The 20629-nt window shown below is 67.3% G+C and carries 21 protein-coding genes and 2 pseudogenes; 15 read left to right on the top strand and 8 right to left on the bottom strand.

Going from position 1 to position 20629, the window contains the following annotated elements; all coding sequences use genetic code 11:
• The first annotated feature begins 213 nt into the window (after positions 1-213).
• Genes ACDP63_RS22115 through ACDP63_RS22090 form a run of 6 tightly spaced genes read left to right on the top strand, consistent with a single transcriptional unit; the run spans position 214 to position 7016 of the window.
• The gene (locus ACDP63_RS22115; protein ID WP_010400161.1) at positions 214-471 is read left to right on the top strand and encodes a DUF4212 domain-containing protein; all 258 of its coding nucleotides are present in this window, start codon (positions 214-216) and stop codon (positions 469-471) included.
• Between the two features lie 10 nt (positions 472-481).
• Positions 482-2293 (top strand): sodium:solute symporter family protein, encoded by a 1812-nt coding sequence (locus ACDP63_RS22110; protein WP_010400162.1) that lies wholly within the window; start codon positions 482-484, stop codon positions 2291-2293.
• Between the two features lie 59 nt (positions 2294-2352).
• Entirely contained in the window at positions 2353-4164 is a 1812-nt protein-coding gene (locus tag ACDP63_RS22105; RefSeq protein WP_028710858.1) for a DUF294 nucleotidyltransferase-like domain-containing protein, read from the top strand.
• Between the two features lie 7 nt (positions 4165-4171).
• Positions 4172-4669 carry a hypothetical protein gene (locus tag ACDP63_RS22100; protein ID WP_010400164.1) on the top strand — a complete coding sequence of 166 codons (498 nt, stop codon included), beginning with the start codon at positions 4172-4174 and terminating at the stop codon, positions 4667-4669.
• The gene (locus ACDP63_RS22095) at positions 4669-5040 is read left to right on the top strand and encodes a response regulator transcription factor (protein WP_010400165.1); all 372 of its coding nucleotides are present in this window, start codon (positions 4669-4671) and stop codon (positions 5038-5040) included. Before ACDP63_RS22100 ends, ACDP63_RS22095 begins: the two co-directional genes overlap by 1 nt.
• Entirely contained in the window at positions 5034-7016 is a 1983-nt protein-coding gene (locus tag ACDP63_RS22090) for a 3'-5' exonuclease (RefSeq protein WP_024845826.1), read from the top strand. The genes ACDP63_RS22095 and ACDP63_RS22090 overlap by 7 nt, the downstream gene beginning before the upstream one ends.
• 409 nt (positions 7017-7425) lie before the next feature.
• Here ACDP63_RS22090 and ACDP63_RS22085 read toward each other — a convergent pair whose 3' ends face one another.
• On the bottom strand, positions 7426-7875 hold the full coding sequence (locus ACDP63_RS22085) for a LysR family transcriptional regulator (protein ID WP_081750596.1): 450 nt from the start codon (positions 7873-7875) through the stop codon (positions 7426-7428).
• Positions 7876-8148: 273 nt separating this feature from the next.
• Between ACDP63_RS22085 and ACDP63_RS22080 the strand changes: the two genes are divergently transcribed.
• A complete protein-coding gene (locus ACDP63_RS22080) occupies positions 8149-8340 on the top strand; it encodes a hypothetical protein (RefSeq protein ID WP_024845827.1) in 192 nt (63 codons plus the stop codon).
• A gap of 57 nt (positions 8341-8397) precedes the next feature.
• Here the strand turns inward: ACDP63_RS22080 and ACDP63_RS22075 are convergent, their stop codons facing one another.
• Positions 8398-9369, bottom strand: a complete 972-nt coding sequence (locus ACDP63_RS22075) for a LysR family transcriptional regulator (protein WP_074991104.1) — start codon at positions 9367-9369, stop codon at positions 8398-8400.
• A 123-nt stretch (positions 9370-9492) separates the two neighbouring features.
• On the opposite strand from ACDP63_RS22075, the gene ACDP63_RS22070 reads away from it, so the two are divergent.
• The 7 genes and pseudogenes from ACDP63_RS22070 to ACDP63_RS22040 all read left to right on the top strand — a co-directional run.
• Positions 9493-10701: a M20 aminoacylase family protein gene (locus tag ACDP63_RS22070; RefSeq protein ID WP_409928652.1), complete on the top strand. Its 1209-nt coding sequence runs from the start codon at positions 9493-9495 to the stop codon at positions 10699-10701.
• A 23-nt stretch (positions 10702-10724) separates the two neighbouring features.
• On the top strand, positions 10725-11507 hold the full coding sequence (locus tag ACDP63_RS22065; RefSeq protein ID WP_024845829.1) for an ABC transporter substrate-binding protein: 783 nt from the start codon (positions 10725-10727) through the stop codon (positions 11505-11507).
• 92 nt (positions 11508-11599) lie between these two features.
• A complete protein-coding gene (locus tag ACDP63_RS22060; RefSeq protein WP_024845830.1) occupies positions 11600-12289 on the top strand; it encodes an ABC transporter permease in 690 nt (229 codons plus the stop codon).
• Positions 12286-13011: an ABC transporter permease gene (locus ACDP63_RS22055; protein ID WP_024845831.1), complete on the top strand. Its 726-nt coding sequence runs from the start codon at positions 12286-12288 to the stop codon at positions 13009-13011. Before ACDP63_RS22060 ends, ACDP63_RS22055 begins: the two co-directional genes overlap by 4 nt.
• 23 nt (positions 13012-13034) lie before the next feature.
• Positions 13035-13826: an ABC transporter ATP-binding protein gene (locus ACDP63_RS22050; RefSeq protein ID WP_028710859.1), complete on the top strand. Its 792-nt coding sequence runs from the start codon at positions 13035-13037 to the stop codon at positions 13824-13826.
• A 255-nt stretch (positions 13827-14081) separates the two neighbouring features.
• A complete protein-coding gene (locus ACDP63_RS22045; RefSeq protein WP_024845833.1) occupies positions 14082-14939 on the top strand; it encodes a DUF2189 domain-containing protein in 858 nt (285 codons plus the stop codon).
• A gap of 337 nt (positions 14940-15276) precedes the next feature.
• Positions 15277-15564 (top strand): annotated as a pseudogene (locus ACDP63_RS22040) (IS110 family transposase); the annotation flags it as partial.
• A gap of 142 nt (positions 15565-15706) precedes the next feature.
• Here ACDP63_RS22040 and ACDP63_RS22035 read toward each other — a convergent pair.
• The 6 genes and pseudogenes from ACDP63_RS22035 to thyX all read right to left on the bottom strand — a co-directional run.
• Positions 15707-16367: pseudogene (locus ACDP63_RS22035) on the bottom strand (IS481 family transposase); the annotation flags it as partial.
• Positions 16295-16903: a hypothetical protein gene (locus ACDP63_RS22030; RefSeq protein ID WP_409928651.1), complete on the bottom strand. Its 609-nt coding sequence runs from the start codon at positions 16901-16903 to the stop codon at positions 16295-16297. The pseudogene ACDP63_RS22035 and the gene ACDP63_RS22030, both read right to left, overlap by 73 nt.
• 43 nt (positions 16904-16946) lie before the next feature.
• A complete protein-coding gene (locus tag ACDP63_RS22025; protein ID WP_409928650.1) occupies positions 16947-17111 on the bottom strand; it encodes a hypothetical protein in 165 nt (54 codons plus the stop codon).
• Between the two features lie 11 nt (positions 17112-17122).
• Positions 17123-17431, bottom strand: coding sequence for a hypothetical protein (locus tag ACDP63_RS22020; RefSeq protein ID WP_036765772.1), 309 nt, complete (start codon positions 17429-17431; stop codon positions 17123-17125).
• Positions 17432-18258: 827 nt separating this feature from the next.
• Positions 18259-18633: a hypothetical protein gene (locus tag ACDP63_RS22015; RefSeq protein WP_143091294.1), complete on the bottom strand. Its 375-nt coding sequence runs from the start codon at positions 18631-18633 to the stop codon at positions 18259-18261.
• Between the two features lie 204 nt (positions 18634-18837).
• Positions 18838-19743 (bottom strand): FAD-dependent thymidylate synthase, encoded by a 906-nt coding sequence (thyX, locus tag ACDP63_RS22010; RefSeq protein WP_024846205.1) that lies wholly within the window; start codon positions 19741-19743, stop codon positions 18838-18840.
• Between the two features lie 156 nt (positions 19744-19899).
• Here thyX and ACDP63_RS22005 point away from each other — a divergent pair, with 156 nt between their 5' ends.
• The gene (locus ACDP63_RS22005) at positions 19900-20328 is read left to right on the top strand and encodes a VOC family protein (RefSeq protein ID WP_024846204.1); all 429 of its coding nucleotides are present in this window, start codon (positions 19900-19902) and stop codon (positions 20326-20328) included.
• Positions 20329-20629: the final 301 nt, after the last annotated feature.

Raw genomic sequence — 20629 nt, 5'->3', positions numbered from 1 at the left:
TCCTGCGCAAGATCGCCGAGGACGATTTCGCCGCCCTCGGAGACATCTCAACCCTCGCTGACCCAAGCGTCGTCGACGAACTCATCGAAAACAGGATGAACCGCGCCTGAAGACGGGCGCGGGAAATGCCTCCCCGCCCTTCCGCCGGGCGCCGGGAGGCGCAAATCCCAAAGGCGGAGCGAGACATGTCTGAAAAGGGAGGAAACGAAGGACATGAGTGACAGACAATCGTCAAACGCATATTGGCAGGCCAATCTGAAGCTGATCTGGCTGTGCATGATCATCTGGGCCCTGGTGTCCTATGGCTTCGGGATCGTCTTGCGGCCCTTGCTGGCGGGCATTTCGGTGGGAGGAACCGATCTGGGCTTCTGGTTCGCGCAGCAAGGCTCGATCCTGGTCTTCATCGTGCTGATCTTCTTTTATGCCTGGCGCATGAACAAGATGGACGCCGAACACGGCGTGGAGGAGTGAGGAGCATCCCATGAGCCAGTTTACCCTCAACCTCCTTGTCATCGGGGCATCCTTCGCGCTTTACATCGGCATCGCGATCTGGGCCCGCGCCGGTTCCACGGCCGAGTTCTATGCCGCCAACCGCGGCGTCAGCCCGGTCATGAACGGCATGGCCACGGCGGCCGACTGGATGTCGGCGGCCTCGTTCATCTCGATGGCGGGCCTCATCGCCTTTACCGGCTATGACAACTCGACCTATCTGATGGGCTGGACCGGCGGCTATGTGCTGCTGGCGATGCTGCTGGCGCCCTATCTGCGCAAGTTCGGCAAGTTCACGGTGCCGGAATTCATCGGCGACCGCTTCTATTCCGGCACGGCGCGGATCATCGGCGTGATCTGCCTGCTGATCATCTCGATCACCTATGTGATCGGCCAGATGACCGGCGTCGGCGTGACCTTCTCGCGCTATCTGGAGGTCTCCAGCTCGACCGGGCTGTGGATCGGCGCGGCGCTGGTCTTCGTCTATGCCGTGCTGGGCGGGATGAAGGGCATCACCTATACCCAGGTCGCCCAGTACATCGTGCTGATCATCGCCTATACCATCCCGGCGGTGTTCATCGCCCTGCAGCTGACCGGCCATGTGCTGCCGCAGACGGGACTGTTCGGCACGCATGACGCCTCGGGCGCCAAGTTCCTGGCCAAGCTGGACCAGGTGGTGACCGACCTGGGCTTCCGCTCCTATACCGGGCACCATAACTCGACGCTGGACATGGTGCTGTTCACCATGGCGCTGATGATCGGTACCGCGGGCCTGCCGCATGTCATCATCCGCTTCTTCACCGTGCCGAAAGTGGCCGATGCGCGCAAATCGGCGGGCTGGGCGCTGGTCTTCATCGCGCTGCTCTATACCGTCGCGCCCGCGGTGGGCTCGATGTCGCGCTTCAACCTGACCGCGACCATGTGGCCGGGCGCCGAGACGGGCGAGACCTTCAGCCAGCCGGCCGTGTCGCTGGAGGACATCCAGAACCGCGAGGACTTGAACTGGATGCGCAACTGGCAGCTGACCGGCCTGCTGAACTGGGAGGACAAGAACGGCGACGGCCTGATCCAGTACTATAACGAGGCCGGGGCGGCGAACGAGCCGCTGGCCACGGTGATCGCTGAGCAGGGCCTGCAGGGCAACGAGCTGACCACGGTGAACAACGACATCATGGTCCTGGCCAACCCGGAAATCGCCAACCTGCCGGGCTGGGTCATCGCCATCGTCGCCGCCGGCGGCCTGGCGGCGGCGCTGTCCACCGCGGCGGGCCTGTTGCTGGCGATCTCGGGCGCGGTCAGCCACGACCTGATCAAGGGCGCGATCAATCCCGGCATCAGCGAGAAGGGCGAGCTGTTCGCGGCCCGCGTCTCGATGGCGGTGTCGATCCTGGTCGCCACGATCCTGGGCCTGAACCCGCCGGGCTTTGCCGCGCAGACGGTGGCGCTGGCCTTCGGCCTGGCGGCCAGCTCGATCTTCCCGGTGCTGATGATGGGCATCTTCTCGACGCGCATGAACAAGGAAGGCGCGATGGCGGGGATGCTGGCCGGGGTCATCTCGACGCTGGTCTATATCTTCACCTACAAGGGCTGGTTCTTCATCTCGGGGACCAACATGCTGCCCGATACCGCGGATGCCTGGCTGTTCGGCATCTCGCCGGCCTCGTTCGGCACCATCGGCGCGGTGATCAACTTCGCGGTGGCCTATCTGGTGTCCGCCGCCACCAAGGAGCCGCCCGCCGAGGTGCGCGACCTGGTCGAGTCGATCCGCGTTCCGCGTGGCGCCGGCGCGGCGCAGGCGCATTGACGAACAGTCGCGCCCCCTCGCGGGGCGCGGCCTTTCCGCCGTTCGGCAGGGCAGGGACCATGAACGACATCGCCGCATTCATCGCCACGGTTCATCCCTATGACAGCCTGCCGCAGGACGAGCTGGCGCGGGTCGCGGCGGCCTTCAAGCGCAGGGACTATCCGGCCGGCAGCGTGATCTATCGCCGCGGCGACCGGCTGGCGGGGCTTTACCTGATCGAAAGCGGCCGGGTCCGGGTCTCGGATGCCGCGGGGGATTCCGTTTCCGAGCTGATGGCGCGCAACTCCTTTGGCGAAAGGGGGCTGCTGCGCGACGGCGTGGCAGTCACCACTGCGACGGCCATCGAGGATTCGACCGTGCTGATGCTGCCCCGCGCCGAATTGATGTGGCTGATCGGCAGCCATCGTGCGGTTGCACGCTTCTTCGACCGCAGCGGCCTGCCCGGCAGTCGCGAAAGCGATCTGGCGCTGCTGAAGGTCGGCGACCTGATCGGGCGGCGGGCGCCGCTGACCTGCACGCCCGAGACCCCCGCCATCGAGGCCGCCCGCGCCATGCGCGATGCTCGCGTCAGCAGCATCGGCGTGCTGGACGGGGAGCGGCTGGTCGGGCTGGTCACGATCCGCGACATCTCGAACCGCATCGTCGCCGAGGGGCGCGACGTGAACGTGCCCGTCGCGCAGGTGATGACGCCCGATCCGATCACGCTTTCGCCGGCGGAGCTGGGCTATGACGTGCTCAACATCATGCTGGAGCGCCGCATCGGCCATCTGCCGGTGGTCGAGAAGGGCCGCTTCGTCGGCATGGTCAGCCAGACCGACCTGACGCGGGTGCAGGCGATCTCGGCCTCGGCGCTGATCCGCGACATCGCGCAATCGGGGGATGTCGCCGAGATGGCGGCGGCCACCGCACGCATTCCCGCATTGCTGGTGCAGCTGGTCAACGGTCATCACCGGCACGAAACCATCACCCGCATGATCACCGACATCGCCGATGCCGTGACCCGGCGCCTGCTGGTCATGGCCGAGGCGCGGCTGGGGCCGCCGCCCGGCCCCTGGCTGTGGGCGGCCTGCGGCAGCCAGGGGCGGCAGGAACAGACCGGCCTGTCGGACCAGGACAATTGCCTGATCCTGGGTGACGATTGCGACCCGGAGGATCCCTGGTTCGCGGATCTGGCGCGCTTCGTTTGCGATGGGCTGAATGCCTGCGGCTATGTCTATTGCCCCGGCGAGATGATGGCCGTCACCCCGCGCTGGCGCCAGCCGCGCCGGGTCTGGCGCGGCTATTTCCGCGACTGGATCGCCCATCCCAGCCCCGAGGCGCAGATGCTGGCCTCGGTCATGTTCGATCTGCGCGCCATCGGCGGCGATGCCGCGCTGCTGGAGGGGCTGCAGGCCGAAACCCTGGGGATGGCGGCGAAGAACTCGATCTTCGTGGCGCATATGATCTCGAACGCGATGAAGCACCGCCCGCCTTTGGGGCTGATCGGCGGCTTTGCCACCGCGCGCACGGGCGAGCATCGCAACCAGATCGACATGAAGCTCAGCGGCGTCGTGCCGGTGGCGGACCTGGCGCGCATCTATGCGCTGCAGGGCCAGCTGGCGCCCGTCAACACCAGGGCCCGGCTGGTCGAGGCGCAGGCGGCGGGCATCATCTCGGGCAGCGGCGCACGCGACCTGATCGCGGCCTATGACCTGATCCAGACCACGCGGCTGGAAAACCAGGCCGCGCAGATCCGCGCGGGCGAACGGCCGGGCAACCATCTGTCCCCCGCCGCGCTGCCCGATTTCCAGCGCAGCCATCTGCGCGACGCCTTCGTGGTGGTGCGGGGGATGCAATCGGCGCTAGGCCACGGCAAGGGAATGTTGGGATGAGGGGCATATGACCGGGATCGGGGTCGAATTGCTGGGCGTGATCGCGGTCGGCGTGGGCGCGGCGGCGCTGCTTTATGCTGGGATGCACCTGCTGCGCAAGCTGGGGCTGGCGCCGGCGCGCTGGCTGCTGCCGGCGGGCATCGGCCTGGCGATGGTCGGCTATGCGGTCTGGAATGACTACGCCTGGTATGACCGGGCGGTCGCCCGGTTGCCCGCGGGCGCGCAGATCCTGCTGGTGGGCCGCGACAGCCAGCCCTGGGCGCCCTGGACCTATCTGGCGCCGGTGGTGATCCGCTTTGCCGCCCTCGATCCCGCCGGCATCTCGGAGACCGCCGAGGGCACGCGCCGGGCCGGGATCACGCTGGTGGAGCGGCGCGGCCCGACGCTGGTCGTGCCGCAGGAATTCGATTGCGCCAAGGGGCTGGTCCGGCCGGCGCGCGGCGCATGGTCGCCGCCGGGCCCCTCGGACCCGGCCTATTCCGTCGTCTGCGGAGGAGGGGGATGATGGCCAGCATCCTGGTGGTCGAGGATGAGGACAATATCGCCACCGCCCTGGATTTCCTGCTGTCGCGCGACGGCCACAAGCACCGCCGCATGGCCACGGGCGCCGGCGCGGTCGACGAGATCCGCGCCAGCCATCCCGATCTGGTGCTGCTGGACGTGATGCTGCCCGATGTCTCGGGCTATCAGATCGTGCAGGATGTGCGGGCCGATCCGGCGCTGAACGACGTGCGGGTGCTGTTGATGACCGCGCGCGGCTCGGTGGTGGAGCGCCGCAAGGGGCTGGCGCTGGGGGCGGACGGTTTCATCGCCAAGCCCTTCGAGCTGTCCGAGCTGCGGGCGGAACTGGCGCGGCTCCTGGGCGGGCGATGCTGACGCGGCTTTCGCTCCGGCTGCGGGTGCTGCTGATCTTTGCGGGGCTTGCGGCAGCGATCCTTGCGGCCTTGGCCGTGGCGCTCTGGGTGGCGGGAGCGGGCCTTGCGGGCCGGGGCGTCCCGGTCCAGGCGATGCTGGACGCCCTGGTCCAGGCGGCGCTGATCGCGGGCTTCGGCGCGCTGGGGATGGTGGTCTGGATCTGGTTCCTGTTCGACCGCAACGTGGCCCGCCCGATCGAGCTGCTGGCCGGGGGCTTGCGCACCGGTCAGGCGCCCGAGATCGAGGAGGCCCGCTATCTGGCCGATCTGGGCCCCGCCGCCCGCGATGCCGCCGAGGCGCGGGCGCGTTCGGCCGAGGCGCTGGCCGATGCCATCGCCGAACATGCCGCCGACCTGCAGCGCGAAAAGGCGACGCTGGAATCCATTCTCGCCGATATCGGCGCCGGCGCGGTGATGACCGATCCGGCCGGCCGGGTGATGTTCTACAACGCCTCGGCCGCGCATCTTCTGCCCGGCATCGCGCTGGACCGCCCCATCGAGCGCCACCTGCCCGGTGGCGCGCTGGAGGCCGGTGCGGCGCGGTTGGCGGCGGGGGCGGCGGCGACCGACCTGACCTGCCTGAGCTCGGCCGGGCAGCGGCTCTGGGGGCGCATGCGGCGCATCGATGGCGGCACGCTGCTGATCCTGAACGACCGCCCGCCGCAGCGCCCCGCGCCGCGCGACCTGCTGGAGACTCTGCGCCGCCATGCCGCGACCCTGGTGCCGATGCTGGGTGCGCTGGAGGGTCCGATCCCGCCCGCGCTGGCCCAGGCGATCCGGGCCGAGGGGCAGGGGCTTGCCAATGCCCTGCGCGCATTGACCGAGGCGATGAGCGGCGATGCCCCGCGCGGAGGGGCGGGGCTGAACGAGCTGGCCGCCGGGCTGGATCCGGCGCCCGACCTGCCGCCGCGGCTGATGCTGATGGCCGATGCGGCCGGGGTGAACGGGCTGCTGCGCCATCTGGACCGACGCCTGCGCGAACAGGGCGCGACCCCCCGCCTTGCCGCTGAGGTTGAGGCCGAGGCCGAGGCGTCCGAGGCGCGGCTCTTGCTGCTCTGGACCGGGGCGCCGCTGCCCATGGACCGGCTGGAATCCTGGCTGGCCGAGCCGCCCGACCCGGCGCAGCCCGAACTGACCGGGCACGAGATCCTGGCGGCCCATGCCACCGGCATCTGGACCGAGGCGCGGGACGGCCAGGCGCGGCTGGTCCTGCCGCTGCCCATCGCCTCGCACCGGCCGGACCGCGCCGGGCTGACCTATGACTTCGCCCTGGCGCGACGCGGCGCGGCCTCGTCGCGGCTGGCCGACCTGACCTGCGTGGTCTTCGACACCGAGACGACCGGCCTTGATCCCGCGACCGACCGCATCGTGCAGATCGCCGGGCTGCGCATCGCCCGCGGCCGCCTGACCGGCGAGCGTTTCGACACGCTGGTCAATCCCGGCCGGCCGATCCCGCCCGCCTCGACCGCCGTGCATGGCATCACCGATGCGATGGTGGCCGATGCTCCCGACATGGTCACGGCGCTGACCGCCTTTCGCCATTTTACCGAGGACGCGGTGCTGGTCGCCCATAACGCGCCCTTCGACATGGGCTTCCTGCGCCGCGCCGCGCCCGAGACCGGGGCGCATTTCGACAATCAGGCGCTGGATACGATCCTGCTTTCGGCGATGCTCTGGGGCCAGTCGGCGCCGCATTCGCTGGATGCGCTGACCGAGCGGCTGGGCATCGTCATCCCGCCCGAGGAACGTCACACCGCCATGGGCGACACCCGCGCCACGGCCGAGGCCTATCTGCGGCTGATCGCGGCGCTGGAGGCGAAGGGGCTGGAGCGGTTCGAGGACATAATGGCCGAGGCCCGCCGCCACCGCCGCCTGATCGATGACGCGAACAGGCCTGCGGGTGACGCCGCGTCCGGCTCCGGCCCGTCCGCAGGCTGACCGCGCGGCCCCTGCGCGGCCATGGGGAATGCATTCCCGCCGGCCGGATCGGCGGAACGGACAGGCCGCGCCGGCCCGTTCCGCTGCGGCGCGGCCGGGTCAGGCAAGCTCTCGCCGCTTTCCGAGCAGACCCTTGACGATGGTCGAGGCGGGAATGCCGGGGAGGTTGGGGCTCTTCGGTATCGCCCACCGACAGCAGGGGGCGGATGCGGCCTTCCTTGCAGGCGCCCATGGCCAGGGCCGGGGTGAGGAAGCCCGGCTGATTTCGGACGAGACGGGGCGAGGTGACGCGGAATCAGGATGAAGTCGCGTCCTTCCAGGTCTTTCGGCCGCTTCGGCCGGCTGCCGGGCCCGTCCCGGTCGCCGGGGAAAGCCACGGCCATGCCGGAGGAATAGACGGGGATTCCCATCAGCTCCCCAGAGCCCTTCGGACGCAAGGGCGACAAGCCCGCATCCAGCCGTCCTGCGCGCAAAAGCAGAAGCTGCGCTTCGGGCAACAGGCGGCTGAAACTGATCGGCATATCGGGCAAGGCGCGACGGAGCCTGCCGATTTCCGATGGAATGACCTGCATGACGGGCAGTCCCAGCGACAGCGCGACCCGCGTGGTGGCGAGCTGGCTCGAAGCCGTTGAGCAGGCGCACGGCATCGCGCCGAAGCTGCTTGCCGGCATCGGTCGGCGTCACGGGTCGCGCGCTTGGAAGGCTGCGTGTCCAGGTCGGCCGCAGGCTCGCGAACTTGCCGGGTCAGCGCCGGCTGGGCGATGCAGAGGGATTGCGCGGCCGCGCTGATGCTGCCGCGCTCGGCGACCGACAGGAATGGCGCAGCTGTCTCAGATTCATGGCCATGCCTGTCTTGCATGGGCTTGATGCTGGTAACGTATTTCACCGTATGGCGTCAGCCTGACATCCCTTCGTCGCCGGAGCGGAACGCATCCCCGCCGCCCGTCGGAGACTGGTCGAAAGGGCGCCGATCGGCGCCATCCCGAATGGCCATGCGCCGTGACGGGGATCGCGCGAAACGGAGGGACGAAGGCTGGATATCCTGCAAGAGGCCGGGGCCGGCCGGGATGGCGTGTCAGCCGTCTGGCGACATCGTCCCGCCAATCCCGAACCGCCGTTGCATGGGGCCGGCATGTCGGGGCTGATCGGCCCGGAACCGGACGGCGTGGGCATCGGGAGCCGCAGCGCCGGTATCGGCTCGGGCTTTCCGCACCCCCACCCGAATTTCGACAGGGACGACAACTCGCCCTTTCCGGGCGCGGCCCTGCCTGCCCGATATGCGTTCGAAAGCTTTTTCGGTGGCAGGGAGGCGCGCCAGGCGTGACGCGGCAGTTGCAGAAAGAACGGGCTGCTGAACGCGGTCGAGCGCATCGGCGGCAAGTCACCCCCGGCCCGATCCTTCGGAGGGAGCCTGCGTCGCGACATGAAGCAGCTTGCTCCATGCCCCCGATTTCCGCGCATGTGCACGCGCAGAGGACTTCAGGCAATGGATGAACATTTCGGCGGCGGGGCTCATCGGCGTGTGTCTCCGGCTGATCAGGCAGAGATCGCAGGCCATGAACCGCTCGCGTAACGCGAGGATCACCGTGCGCCCTTCGAACATCGGTGCGACCGCCATGATTTTCGGCACCCAGGTACACATGTCGCTTTGCTCGACCAGCGATTGCGCCAGCAGCGCCGAGTTGGCCTGCACGATCCGCCTGGGGTCCAGCTGGGCGCCATGGCGGGTGAAGACCTCCTCGATCAGCCGTTCGCGCCCGTCGGGCGCGAAGTTCAGCAGCCAGTCCTGGTCCAGCAGGCCGTGGATGCTGTCGCAGCCCATGCGCGGGTGATCGCGCCGGACCATGATGCCCGTCTCGTAGCGAAGGATCGGCTCTATCCGAAATTCCTGCGGCGACATGCCGGGCGAGGGCTGGCCGATGATCAGATCCATCGACCCCGTGCGCAGCAGCGGCTGGGCGATCATGGCGAAACTGTCGAAAAGCTCCAGCTGCACCTCGGGCATGTGCTGTCGAAACGCGCGCAGCACGTCTGGCAGCAGGATCAGCGAGACCCAGGGCGTGATGCCGACGCATAGCCTGCCTTCCAGGCGGCCGCGCCGCAGGCCCATCTGTTCCTCGGCCTGCCGCATCTGGTTCAGGATCAGCCGGGCATGCGCCAGCAGCGCCTGCCCGTGATCCGTGAAACTGAGCCCCGTGGGCGAGCGCACCAGCAGGGGCAACTGCTGCTCTGTCTCCAGTTCGCGCAGCGCGCGGGTGACTGCCGGTTGCGAAATGCCAAGCCGTCGGGCGGCGCTGCGCACGCTGCCGGTTTCGGCGCTGGCGACGAGCGCCTCGAGTTGATGCAGCTTCATCGTGCCACCATGACAACCATTGGTTATATCCATAAGAAATTTTTGTCTCCGCCGCAACATTCTCGCTGCGCTATGGTGCCTGACAGACCCCATGCCGGGTCGGCGACGAGAGGGGGGAGGAGGATGGACAAGGCGATATTGCCGGAGATCGGCAAGATCAGCGCCGAGGCGGTTCATATCCGCCGCCGCATCCATGCCAATCCCGAACTGGGTTTCGAAGAAACGGCGACCGGCGACCTGGTGGCGGGGCTGCTGGCGCAATGGGGCTATGAGGTGACCCGGATGGCAGGCACCGGGGTCGTCGGGCGGCTGCGCAACGGCGCGGGCCGCGCGCTTGGCCTGCGCGCCGACATGGATGCCCTGCCGATCCACGAGGCCACGAACCTGGCCTGGCGCAGCACGATACCGGGCCGGATGCATGCCTGCGGCCATGACGGCCACACGGCCATGCTGTTGGCCGCGGCGCGCCATCTTGCGGAAAGCCGCAATTTCGCCGGCACGCTGAACCTGCTCTTCCAGCCGGCTGAGGAAGGGCTGGGCGGTGCCGCGCGCATGCTGGCCGAGGGGCTGTTCGACCGGTTCCCCTGCGAGGCGGTCTTCGCCATGCACAACCTGCCCGGCCTGCCCACGGGTCAACTGGCGTTTCGCGCTGGTCCGGCCATGGCTTCGGCCGACAGCGCCCGCATCCGGGTCGAGGGGATGGGCGGCCACGGCGCCACCCCGCATGCGACAATCGATCCCGTGGTCGTGGGGGCCGCCATCGTCTCGGCACTGCAATCCATCGTGGCGCGCAATGTCGATCCGCAGGCGGCGGCGGTCGTCACCGTGGGCAGGCTGCATGCCGGCGACACCGCCAACGTCATCCCCGAGACGGCCGAGATGGAACTGACCATCCGCTGCCTTTCGCCCGATCTGCGGGACATGCTGGAAAGCCGCATCCGCCGGCTGGCCGAGGCCCAGGCGGAAAGCTTTGGCGCCCGCGCGGTGGTGGATTACCGCCGCAGCCACCCGGTGCTGGTCAACCACCCGGCCGAGACGGCCATGGCCCGCCGGGTGGCCGAGGGCTGGCTGGGCCGCGAGGCCATCGTCCCCGACCTCCGCCCGGCCATGGTCAGCGAGGATTTCGCCCTGATGCTGGAGCATTGCCCCGGCTCCTACATCCATATCGGCAATGGGGTGAACAGCGCCCCGCTGCACAATCCGCATTACGACTTCAACGACGAGGCCCTGGCCATGGGCGCGAGCTATTGGGTCAAGCTTGCGGAAGCGTTCCTGGCGCCGGGCGCGGCGGCGGAAACGGCAGGCGCCCAGGGCGACCATTGCCAAGCCTGAGATCATCACGACAGGGAAACATCATGCTCAACACCATCAGGATTTCGCTTCTTGCCCTGCTTTGCGCGGGCGCTGCCCAGGCCGAGGACCGGACCGGCCAGACCATCCGGCTGGGCGTCGATCCGACCTATCCGCCGCTGGAATACAAGCAGCCCGACGGCTCGCTGACCGGCTTCGGCATCGAGATCACCGAGGCGATCTGCGCGGAACTGCGCGCCAATTGCGTCTGGGTCGAAAGCAACTGGGACGGCATCATCCCCTCGCTCCAGGCGCGCAAGTTCGACGTCATCGCCTCGTCCATGACCATCACCGAGAAACGGGCCGAGCAGATCGCCTTTTCGGACAAGTATTCCAACGCGCCCTCGCGCCTGGTGGCGCGCAAGGGCTCGGGGCTGGAACCGACGGCCGCTTCGCTGCGCGGCAAGCGGATCGGGGTGCAGCAGGGATCGTCCCAGGAAAACTTCGCGCGCGCGGTCTGGATGCCCGAGGGGGTCGAGATCGTGTCCTACCAGACCCAGGACCAGATCTATGCCGACCTGATCAGCGGCCGGCTGGACGCCTCGCTCCAGGCCTCGATCCAGGCCAGCGAAGGCTTTCTGAAAAAGCCCGACGGCGCCGGCTTCGAGTTCGCCGGTCCCGACATGAACGACCCGGCCTATTTCGGCATCGGCTCCGGCTATGGCTTCCGCAAGGATGATGCCGCGCTGCGCGAGGACTGGAACAGGGCCTTCGCGGCGATCCGCGCCGATGGCACCTATCGCAAGATCAACGACAAGTATTTCGATTTCGACGTCTATGGCGACTGAGCCCGGCCGGTTGCGCCCGGTCCCCGCCCCATGAGGGCGGGGCGGGCATCCCGCGCGATCCGCGCGACAAGCCGGTCACGGAGGGAGGGAGCATGTTCCTGAACGGTTACGGCCCGCTGGTGCTGGCGGGGCTGATGATGACGCTGAAGCTGGCGCTGCTGGCGATGATCGGGGCCTTCCTGCTGGGGCTTGTCGGCGCGGGCTGCAAGCTGTCGCGCAGCCGCGGGCTGCGGGCGCTGGGGGCGGGCTATACCACGGTGATCCGCAGCGTGCCCGACCTGGTGATGATGCTGCTGCTGTTCTACAGCCTGCAGATCTGGCTGAACCGGCTGACCGACGCGCTGGGCTGGGCGCAGATCGACATCGACCCGTTTTCGGCCGGGGTCATCACCCTGGCGGTGATCTATGGCGCCTATTTCACCGAGACCTTCCGCGGCGCCTTCGCGGCGGTGCATCGCGGCCAGATCGAGGCGGCGCTGGCCTATGGCATGCCGCCCTGGACGCTGTTTCGCCGCGTGCTGTTTCCGCAGATGATGCGCCACGCCCTGCCGGGCATCGGCAACAACTGGCAGGTGATGATCAAGGCCACCGCGCTGGTATCGCTGATCGGGCTGAACGACCTGATCAAGGCGACGCAGGACGCCGGGAAAGGCTCGGGGCAGTTCTTCTATTTCAGTATCCTCAGCGCCCTGATCTTTCTGGCCCTGGCGACGGTCATCAACCTGGCCGTCCTGCTGCTCGAACGGCGCTTTTCGGCCGGAACCCGGAGGCATGCCGCATGATCGAGATCCTGCAGGAATACGGGAAAGCCTATCTCTGGACCGACGGCTACAAGATCACCGGCGTGGCGATGACGCTGTGGCTGCTGATCGCCTCGCTGGCCCTGGGCTTCGTGCTGGCGGTGCCGCTGTCGGTGGCGCGCGCCTCGGCCAATCCCTGGCTGCGGCTGCCGGTCTGGCTGTTCACCTATGTCTTCCGCGGCACGCCGCTTTATGTGCAGCTGCTGATCCTCTATAGCGGCGTCTACAGCCTGTCCTTCGTGCAGTCCCAGCCCCTGCTGAACGGGTTTTTCCGCGAGGGGATCAACTGCGCCATCCTGGCCTTCGGCATCTGCTCCTGCGCCTATACGACCGAGATCTTTGCCGGCGCCATCCGTGCCGTGCCGCCGGGCGAGGTCGAGGCGGCGCGCGTCTTCGGCATGACCAGCCTTGGCGTCTATCGCCGGATCGTCCTGCCAAGCGCGCTGCGCCGCGCCTTGCCCGCCTATGGCAACGAGGTGATCCTAGTCCTGCATGCCACCTCGATCGCCTTCACCGCGACGGTGCCGGACATCCTCAAGATCGCCCGCGACGTGAACTCGGCCACCTATGCGCCTTTCAGCGCCTTCGGCATCGCGGCGGTTCTCTATGCCGCCATCGCCTTCACCCTGGTCTGGCTGTTCCGCCGTATCGAGGCGCGGCTGCTGGCCTTTCAGCGCCCCCAGTCGACAGGCCGCGCCGCATGACCCGCCATTTCCCCGAGGAAACCATGTTTCATCCCAAACCCGACCCGCAATCCCCCCTCGCCGTCCGGGTCGAGGATCTGCACAAGCGTTACGGTCCGCTGGAGGTGCTGAAGGGCGTCGATCTGACCGCGCGCGAGGGCGAGGTGGTGTCGATGATCGGCGCCTCGGGTTCGGGAAAAAGCACCTTCCTGCGCTGCATCAACCTGTTGGAACTGCCCAGCCGGGGCCGGATCGAGGTCGCGGGCGAGGAACTGGCCTTGTGTCCCGGCCGCGACGGCGACCTGCACGCCGCCGATCCGCGCCAGTTGCGGCGTATCCGGACCTCGCTGTCGATGGTGTTCCAGAGCTTCAACCTGTGGCAGCACATGACGGTGATGCAGAACATCGTCGAGGCCCCGGTGCATGTGCTGGGCCTGAGCCGCGCCGAGGCCCGCGACAAGGCCGAGGCGCTGCTGCACAAGGTCGGGCTTTACGACAAGCGCGACCAGTATCCCGCCCATCTGTCGGGCGGCCAGCAGCAGCGCATCGCCATTGCCCGGGCGCTGTGCATGGAGCCGCGGGTGCTGCTGTTCGACGAGCCGACCTCGGCGCTTGACCCGGAACTGGTGGGCGAGGTGCTGAAGGTGATCCGCGGCCTTGCCGAAGAGGGCCGCACGATGATCCTGGTCACGCACGAGATGAAATTCGCCCGCGACGTGTCGAGCCAGGTGATCTTCCTGCACAATGGCCGGATCGAGGAGCGCGGCGCACCGGCACAGGTCTTTGGCGATCCGCAAAGCGAACGCTGCCGGCAATTCCTGTCGCGCACCTGCTAGCCTTGGCCGGGCCGGCATGATCGGGCCGCGGCCCCGGGGCGGGGAGGATGCCATGGCGGCGGGCATCGCGGCTCGGGCCATGCGCGCCCCGCCGGCGCCGGCACCTGCCGCGATTCCGAGAGTGCAACCTGGCGCTGCATCTGCTAGACTGACAGATGAGGACGGTTCGGCCCGGCGTATTCCGCGGGCGGGGGCCGGGTTCTTCGGCTGACGCCTCGCCCGGTTCCGGGCCCTCCAGGAAGGGAGGATGCAGCCATGCATCGAGACACGATTGGAAACCCGCTGAGCTGGAGCGCGCAGAGGCTCGCCGGCATGGGCCGCGGCGCCGGGGCGGCGGTGGACGGGATCGGCAGCCACGAGATGACCCTGCCGGTGGTCAACCGGATCAGCCTGGGCGACATCCGCGACGCGCTGCGCAAGGGCGTCGAGGACTTCGCCGCGCTGCGCACCGACGTGATCACCGCGGTGGCGCTTTATCCGGTGATCGGCTTCGTCCTGGCCGCCTGGGCGTTCAATGCCGGGCAGGTACACCTGCTCTTTCCGCTGGCGGCGGGCTTTCCGCTGGTCGGGCCGGTCGCGGCGATCGGCCTTTACGAGATGAGCCGGCGGCGCGAACGGGGCGAGGACACGAATTGGGGCGCGGTGCTGGCCACGCTGACCGGCAGGGTGCTGGGGCCGGTGCTGGCGCTGGGCTGCCTGCTTGCGGTGATCTTCGCCTTCTGGCTGCTCGCCGCGCATGCGATCTGGGTCGTCACCCTGGGGCCCGGACCCTATGACAGCCTGCTGGCCTTGTTTCGCGACGCATTTACCACCAGCGCGGGCTGGACGATGATCCTGGCCGGGTTCGGCGTCGGCTTCGTCTTTGCGGCCGTGGTGCTTTGCGTCAGCCTGGTGTCGTTCCCGTTGCTGATCGACCGCCCGGTGGGGGTGCCGGTGGCGCTGGCGACCTCGCTTGCCGTCGCGCGCCGCAACCCCGGCGCGACCGCGCTCTGGGGGTTGATCGTGGCCGTGTCGCTGGTGCTGGGGATGATCCCGCTGTTCGCCGGGCTGATCGTCGTGCTGCCCATCCTCGGCCACGCCACCTGGCATCTTTACCGCCGCGCGGTGGCCTAGAGGGATCGGGAAAACCCCATGCGGCGGCAAGCCCGCCATGTCCCACTGTCCTGGGGATGACGACGGGAATCCGGATGGGCTGCCGTGAGCCGAGGGCCGGCAGCGCGAACAGCATCGTCTGCCCGACAGCCGCTCCTGATAGATGGGACAGCGCGGTCCAGGCGGTGCCATAGCCGCCCTCCATGCCGGCGACCGGTTCCTCCATCGCCGTGCCGGAGGAGACGCCCTGCGCGGGCGCGCCGGTGATCTCCAGCGAACGGATGCCGCCATAGCGCGCCCGGCTCTGCGCCTGCTGGTCCCAGTCCTGCGCGGTGAAGGCGGCGATGCGTGTCAATGCCCGGTGCATGTGAAGACCGTAGCCAGCCAGAAGCACCGCGCCCTGCTGCGCAGCCGCAAGCTCCTGCAGGAAAAGGCTCTTGCGATCGAAAGCGACATCCGCGGCCTGTTGCGCAATTTCGGGCTCAAGGTGGGTATTGTTGGTGCGGGAGGATTCGAACTCCGGGTCAGGGATCTCATCGAGGCCTTGCCGGATCTGGGAGAGATGTTCGGCGTCTTGCGGGCCGCAAGACAAAAGCTCCGGGAGGCATTCTCCCAGCTGCATCGCAAGGTGCTGGGCATTGTCAGGGACATGTCGGCGCGGTGGCCGCTGCCAAGATGGAGAAACGTGATCATTGGAAGGAATGATGAGCGTACTCGATGCCGTTTGCCTCGCAGATCATGTCGAAGCGCATCGGCCGGGAGTAGATCGTGTTCCGGTTCCAAGGCTGCTCGGCAAACTGGATCCCGTTATCGGTGAGAATGGTGTGGACCCGGCAGGGAACGGCTTCGGGCATATGCTGAAGCAATTCCCAGGCGGTCTGCCTGTCGGCCTTGTCGACGAGTTGGGTCACAGCGAACTTGCTCGGCCGGTCGATGCCGACGAACAAATATAGCTTGCCTTCAGCGGTCTGAACCTCGGCACTGTCGATGTGGAAGAACCCTGTGGGGTAGAGCTTGAACTTCGACCGCCTCGGCCTGTCGTCCTCCAGATCAGGCAGGCGCGAGATGCCGTGTCGTTGCAGGCACCGGTGCAGCGCGGATCGCGTCAGGTGGGGGATCGAGGACTGCAGGGCATAAAGGCAATCGTCCGGTGGCAGCAGCGCATGGCGCCGGAAGGCCACGACCATCGCCTCCTCCGCCTCGGTCAGCATGGTGGATCGCGGCTCCGACGGCCCGGTCTGCAAATCCTCGGCCATCGCGCGCTTGCGCCACTTCGCGACGGTCTTGGGGTTGATGCCCCGCTACCGGCTCAGCGGCGCGAGCGAAGCTTGCGATCATTCGGGCCAGCCCTCGGACCAATGGCGGGCAGGCCCTCATTATTGCTGCTTGGACAGCGTGCGTGGTCGTGGCGCTTCCATGACGAACTTGTCCCATAAGGCATCCTTCCATTCCAAAGAATGGAGCGCATCATCAAACCGTGGGATCAAACAGTCTAGGGATCGGCGGGGTCGGTGGTTCCGGCCGGGCAAGGTGCCAGCACCGCCAGGATGCAACGTGTCGCCACATCGATGATTGCGTATAGGTATCTGCGGCCCTTTGGGATTTTTCGCGGATCTCCGGTGACAGCGCGCGCAGCTGGCCAAGAAGCGATGCACATCCCAGAGGCCCGGCACCACCGGCGGCTTGTCGCGCATCCTGTCGGTGGCAACGGCATTGGGCAGCACCCGGCCACAGGCCAGCTTCGACCGGCGGCGGAATTCGTCGGCGGGCCGGGCGAAGCCGGTATCCACCAGCAGGTGGAAACTCTCGAAGGGCACCGTCTGCTTGAACTCGAATTCCAGCCGGGCGCGCAGCAACGGGTCATCGACGATATGCTGAAAGCCCCGCCGTTCGTCGGGATGCACGAAGAACGTCTCCAGCAGCGCAGCACGTTTTGCCAGCGGTGCAAGGTCATAGAGCAACAGGAAGTCCGGGTCGTCGCCCATCGCGCTCGCCTGCCGGGGCACTGCCGGTTGCCGGTTCATCGGCTTACAAGTCCAGGTTAGATGGCTTGACCTCGGGATTCTTGATCGTATCAAGGATCTGGCGGTCCAGCTCCTCGCGGTGCAACCGGCCGAGTTCATAGCCGGTGAGGGCAAAGCCGATCCTGCGCCGGTCCTGCTCGACATCATAAGTGACCTTATATGTGGCCACGCAGCCCAGCATCAGGGGTTTCCGGCGCGGCCAGGCGAAGTCCACCGCACCCGGCTGTCGACATAGGTGTGAAACACGCAGGGCTGATAATTCTCGATGACCTTGGTCATGCTGCCGTCGGGGATCTCGGAGCGCATCGGCGGCTGGCCCATAAGATCGGGGATGAAACCCTCCTCGCTCCGGGCATAGGTCGGGGTCATGGAGGTGCTGCCGATCTCGGTCAGCGAGGCCGGGCCGTAGAGCCCTTCGATCTGCGCCTTGAACTCCAGCAGTTCGGGCATTTCTGCGGCAGGCTTGTGAATGCCTCGGCTGATCACCATCGGGCGTTTGCCCAGAGGCGCGGATGCAGCCCGACGACATCAAGACATGGCTTGTCCGCAACACCGCAGGCGACAGGGTGCCCTTCATCTGGGCGATCCCGCGCGCATCANCGGGCGTTTGCCCAGAGGCGCGGATGCAGCCCGACGACATCAAGACATGGCTTGTCCGCAACACCGCAGGCGACAGGGTGCCCTTCATCTGGGCGATCCCGCGCGCATCATTGCGGTCGATCTTGTCCACCTGCGCCTTGAGGAAAGCCTTGGCGTGGCGCGTCTCGATGCAGATCGCCGGAAGGCCGGCCTTGGCCAGGCCCTCGGACAGCCACTGGGATAACGGGCCCGCTTCCAGCCCGACCCTCTCAAGCCGGGCACCCACGCCATTCAAGGCGCGAAAGATGTCCTCCGGGTGGCTTATGACCTTGAGTTCCCGACGGATCCGGCCACCTCGTCGAGGATGCAGATCGCGGTCTCTTTTACCGATACATCCAGTCCGGCATTGTAGCTTCGTGCTGCGCTTCCTTCCCTGATGCTGGTGGCTGCTTCTCACAGACCACGCTCTACCATCGGCCCGAAGCGCAGCACCTCATGACGAGCGGGAAGGGAGGTGGGGCGCAAGCCGAATACCCCATCTGAGCCTAAGACGCCGCCCGGCCGGGCATTCATCCGCGGGTTTCCTGAAACGGGCGGATAGGGCGACGCGCCCTGCAAGGGGTGCGGGCGCGAGGATCTTCATGGGCATCCGGCCAGTGACGATCAGGATCGTCGGCCGCTGCCGTGCCAGGATGCCCATGACGCGAGAGGATGGCACAAGCCCTCTCCCGTGCCCCTCAATAGTGGTAGCAGGAGGTGGTTTTGCCGTGCTGCGTGCATTGGGTTGTCTTTGGCGGCGTGTATTGCGGCCCGCGGAACGGGAAGCTGGGAAGCCGGCCATCGGACTTGCCGCATTGATAGGTCATGTAATACCAGGTGACCGGACCCGGCGTGACATCTGCCAAAGTGCCGCCAGCCTTGCTGTAGCTGTCGACCACCTGGTACGAGCTTCCGCATTTCTTCGCCGCTTCCGTGTAGCAGCCTTCGGGCGAAGTCGTGCAACGCGACGTGTGGATGGTGTTTCCACCCGGCCCCGACATCGTGCTTGTCTCGGGCTCGGCGCATCCGGCCAACACGAATCCCGTAGCCGCCAATGCCAAAAATATCCGCATCTCAACCTCCTAACCAACTAACGAATCACGCAGAACCGTTATCATCATCGGCCGTGATCCGGGAAGGCTTTTCATGCAGATGCCCCGGCTTTGCACAGCGTAGGCATGCCTGCGTCGTCGCCATTTCCAAGCTGAACGGAGCCGGTCCTGAAGGATCCGGCCCGGCTGTTGCCGGGCAGCGGGCCCATTACAGGTGGTTGACGATCAACCCCAGACCGCCTCGAACTCGCGCCATTCGCCCTTGCTCATGCCGCTGTTCTCCTGCGTGACGGCCTCTCCCGCCAGGCGGCGCTTCAGCGCCTCGACGCCCTTGGCGGAAAGCTGCACCCCGCCCAGCCGGTAATCCTCGAAGGCGGCATAGGCGAAGGGCACCCAGTCGCGGACGATGCCGCACATGGTCTGGGCATAGGCGCGGATCTCGTATTGCGCATGGGCATCGGCGCGCAGGCGCAGGAAATGGAACAGGTTGTGCAGGTCCACCTTCCAGTACCATTGCGTATAGACATTGGCGGGCAGGTTCATGCGCGCCAGTTCGCGCGCCAGGCCCTGCTGGCCCTCCTGGCTCAGCATCGCTTCGTAATGGTCATAGCTGCGCATCGCGTCCTCGCGCAGGATGTCGAGGACGCGGGCGGCCTCGTCGCCCTCCAGCACCTGGCCGCGGCCCTGGTTGTTCACCGTCGATTGCGCGGCAAGATGTTCGGGCGCGGGAATGTAGAATTCGCGGTCCAGGATCGAATAGCGCGCCGAATATTCGTTCACGTTGGCGGTGCGGTGGCGGATCCATTGCCGGGCGACGAAGACCGGCAGCTTGACGTGGAACTTGACCTCGCACATCTCGAACGGGGTCGAGTGCCAGTGCCGCATCAGGTAGCGGATCAACCCCTCGTCGTTGCTGACCGACTTGGTGCCGCGGCCATAGCTCACGCGCGCGGCCTGGGTGATCGCGCCGTCGTCGCCCATGTAGTCGATGACCCGCACCAGCCCGTGATCCAGCACCGGATGCGCCCGGTAGAGATGGCCCTCCATCCCCTCGGAGACGGCGCGCAGGGTGGGGCGCGGGCTGGCGCGCAGCTCGTCGATCTCGGCCTGTTGTTCGGGGGTCAGGGGCATGGCGGAATCCTTCGTGCTGTTGGGCATATCTTGTGGCACCGACGGGGGATTCAATCAACCGGCAGTATTGGCGCGGCGGGTGCAGCCGATCGCCCCACGTTGCGGTCCGGCCGCCGCCATGCCAGTCTGGCCGCAGCGAACGGAAAGGAACGACAGATGAAGGTCCGCTATCTGCACACCATGGTCCGCGTGCTCGATCTGGAAAAGACGATGGAGTTCTTTCGCCTGCTCGGGCTGGAGGAGACGCGGCGAATCGATAATGAAAAAGGGCGCTTCACCCTGGTCTTCATGGCGCCGCCCGGCCAGCCGGAATGCCCGGTCGAGCTGACCTGGAACTGGGACGGCGACGATGGCCTGCCCTCGGACAGCCGGCATTTCGGCCATCTCGCCTATCGGGTCGAGAACATCTACGAGATGTGCCAGAAGCTGATGGATGCCGGCGTGACCATCAACCGCCCGCCGCGCGACGGCCACATGGCCTTTGTCCGCAGCCCCGACAACATCTCGATCGAATTGCTGCAAGAGGGCGAGTCGCTGGCGCCGCAAGAGCCCTGGGCCAGCATGGGCAATATCGGCCACTGGTAAGGCGGCGCGGCGCGCGGGGGACGGGGCGCGTCCGGGCCCTTGAGCCGATGGCGCTGCAGGGCGATGCGGTGCGCCGCATGGAGCCCTTCCGGTCCGGGCGAGGAGGCGATTTCCCTTGTGGCCGTCTTGCGGCCGGCCAGCCCGGATCGGGCTGAAAGGCAGCGCGGGCGCAGACGGAGGAATGCCGCCTGGCGCAACTTCGCCTGCGGGCTGTCGGCCCAGTGGCCGGGCGTGATCGTGACCCGGATCGGCCGGCCGAACGCGTCCGCGGCCGCATGGGGTTGCGTCGTCAGCCCGCCGC

The sequence above is a fragment of the Paracoccus sp. P2 genome, from assembly GCF_046335115.1.
Taxonomy (GTDB): Bacteria; Pseudomonadota; Alphaproteobacteria; order Rhodobacterales; family Rhodobacteraceae; genus Paracoccus; species Paracoccus pantotrophus.
This window is presented reverse-complemented; position numbering and strand designations above follow the sequence as displayed.

Coding starts and splice junctions, on each gene's coding strand:
- ACDP63_RS22005 (WP_024846204.1), top strand. CDS start 19,900: ATGAAGGTCCGCTATCTGCACACCATGGTCCGCGTGCTCGATCTGGAA.
- thyX (WP_024846205.1), bottom strand. CDS start 19,743: ATGCCCCTGACCCCCGAACAACAGGCCGAGATCGACGAGCTGCGCGCC.
- ACDP63_RS22050 (WP_028710859.1), top strand. CDS start 13,035: ATGTTTCATCCCAAACCCGACCCGCAATCCCCCCTCGCCGTCCGGGTC.
- ACDP63_RS22065 (WP_024845829.1), top strand. CDS start 10,725: ATGCTCAACACCATCAGGATTTCGCTTCTTGCCCTGCTTTGCGCGGGC.
- ACDP63_RS22075 (WP_074991104.1), bottom strand. CDS start 9,369: ATGAAGCTGCATCAACTCGAGGCGCTCGTCGCCAGCGCCGAAACCGGC.
- ACDP63_RS22105 (WP_028710858.1), top strand. CDS start 2,353: ATGAACGACATCGCCGCATTCATCGCCACGGTTCATCCCTATGACAGC.
- ACDP63_RS22115 (WP_010400161.1), top strand. CDS start 214: ATGAGTGACAGACAATCGTCAAACGCATATTGGCAGGCCAATCTGAAG.
- ACDP63_RS22100 (WP_010400164.1), top strand. CDS start 4,172: ATGACCGGGATCGGGGTCGAATTGCTGGGCGTGATCGCGGTCGGCGTG.
- ACDP63_RS22060 (WP_024845830.1), top strand. CDS start 11,600: ATGTTCCTGAACGGTTACGGCCCGCTGGTGCTGGCGGGGCTGATGATG.
- ACDP63_RS22045 (WP_024845833.1), top strand. CDS start 14,082: ATGCATCGAGACACGATTGGAAACCCGCTGAGCTGGAGCGCGCAGAGG.
- ACDP63_RS22020 (WP_036765772.1), bottom strand. CDS start 17,431: ATGGTGATCAGCCGAGGCATTCACAAGCCTGCCGCAGAAATGCCCGAA.
- ACDP63_RS22070 (WP_409928652.1), top strand. CDS start 9,493: ATGGACAAGGCGATATTGCCGGAGATCGGCAAGATCAGCGCCGAGGCG.
- ACDP63_RS22085 (WP_081750596.1), bottom strand. CDS start 7,875: ATGCAAGACAGGCATGGCCATGAATCTGAGACAGCTGCGCCATTCCTG.
- ACDP63_RS22095 (WP_010400165.1), top strand. CDS start 4,669: ATGGCCAGCATCCTGGTGGTCGAGGATGAGGACAATATCGCCACCGCC.
- ACDP63_RS22055 (WP_024845831.1), top strand. CDS start 12,286: ATGATCGAGATCCTGCAGGAATACGGGAAAGCCTATCTCTGGACCGAC.
- ACDP63_RS22030 (WP_409928651.1), bottom strand. CDS start 16,903: ATGGGCGACGACCCGGACTTCCTGTTGCTCTATGACCTTGCACCGCTG.
- ACDP63_RS22080 (WP_024845827.1), top strand. CDS start 8,149: ATGTCGGGGCTGATCGGCCCGGAACCGGACGGCGTGGGCATCGGGAGC.
- ACDP63_RS22110 (WP_010400162.1), top strand. CDS start 482: ATGAGCCAGTTTACCCTCAACCTCCTTGTCATCGGGGCATCCTTCGCG.
- ACDP63_RS22015 (WP_143091294.1), bottom strand. CDS start 18,633: ATGCGGATATTTTTGGCATTGGCGGCTACGGGATTCGTGTTGGCCGGA.
- ACDP63_RS22090 (WP_024845826.1), top strand. CDS start 5,034: ATGCTGACGCGGCTTTCGCTCCGGCTGCGGGTGCTGCTGATCTTTGCG.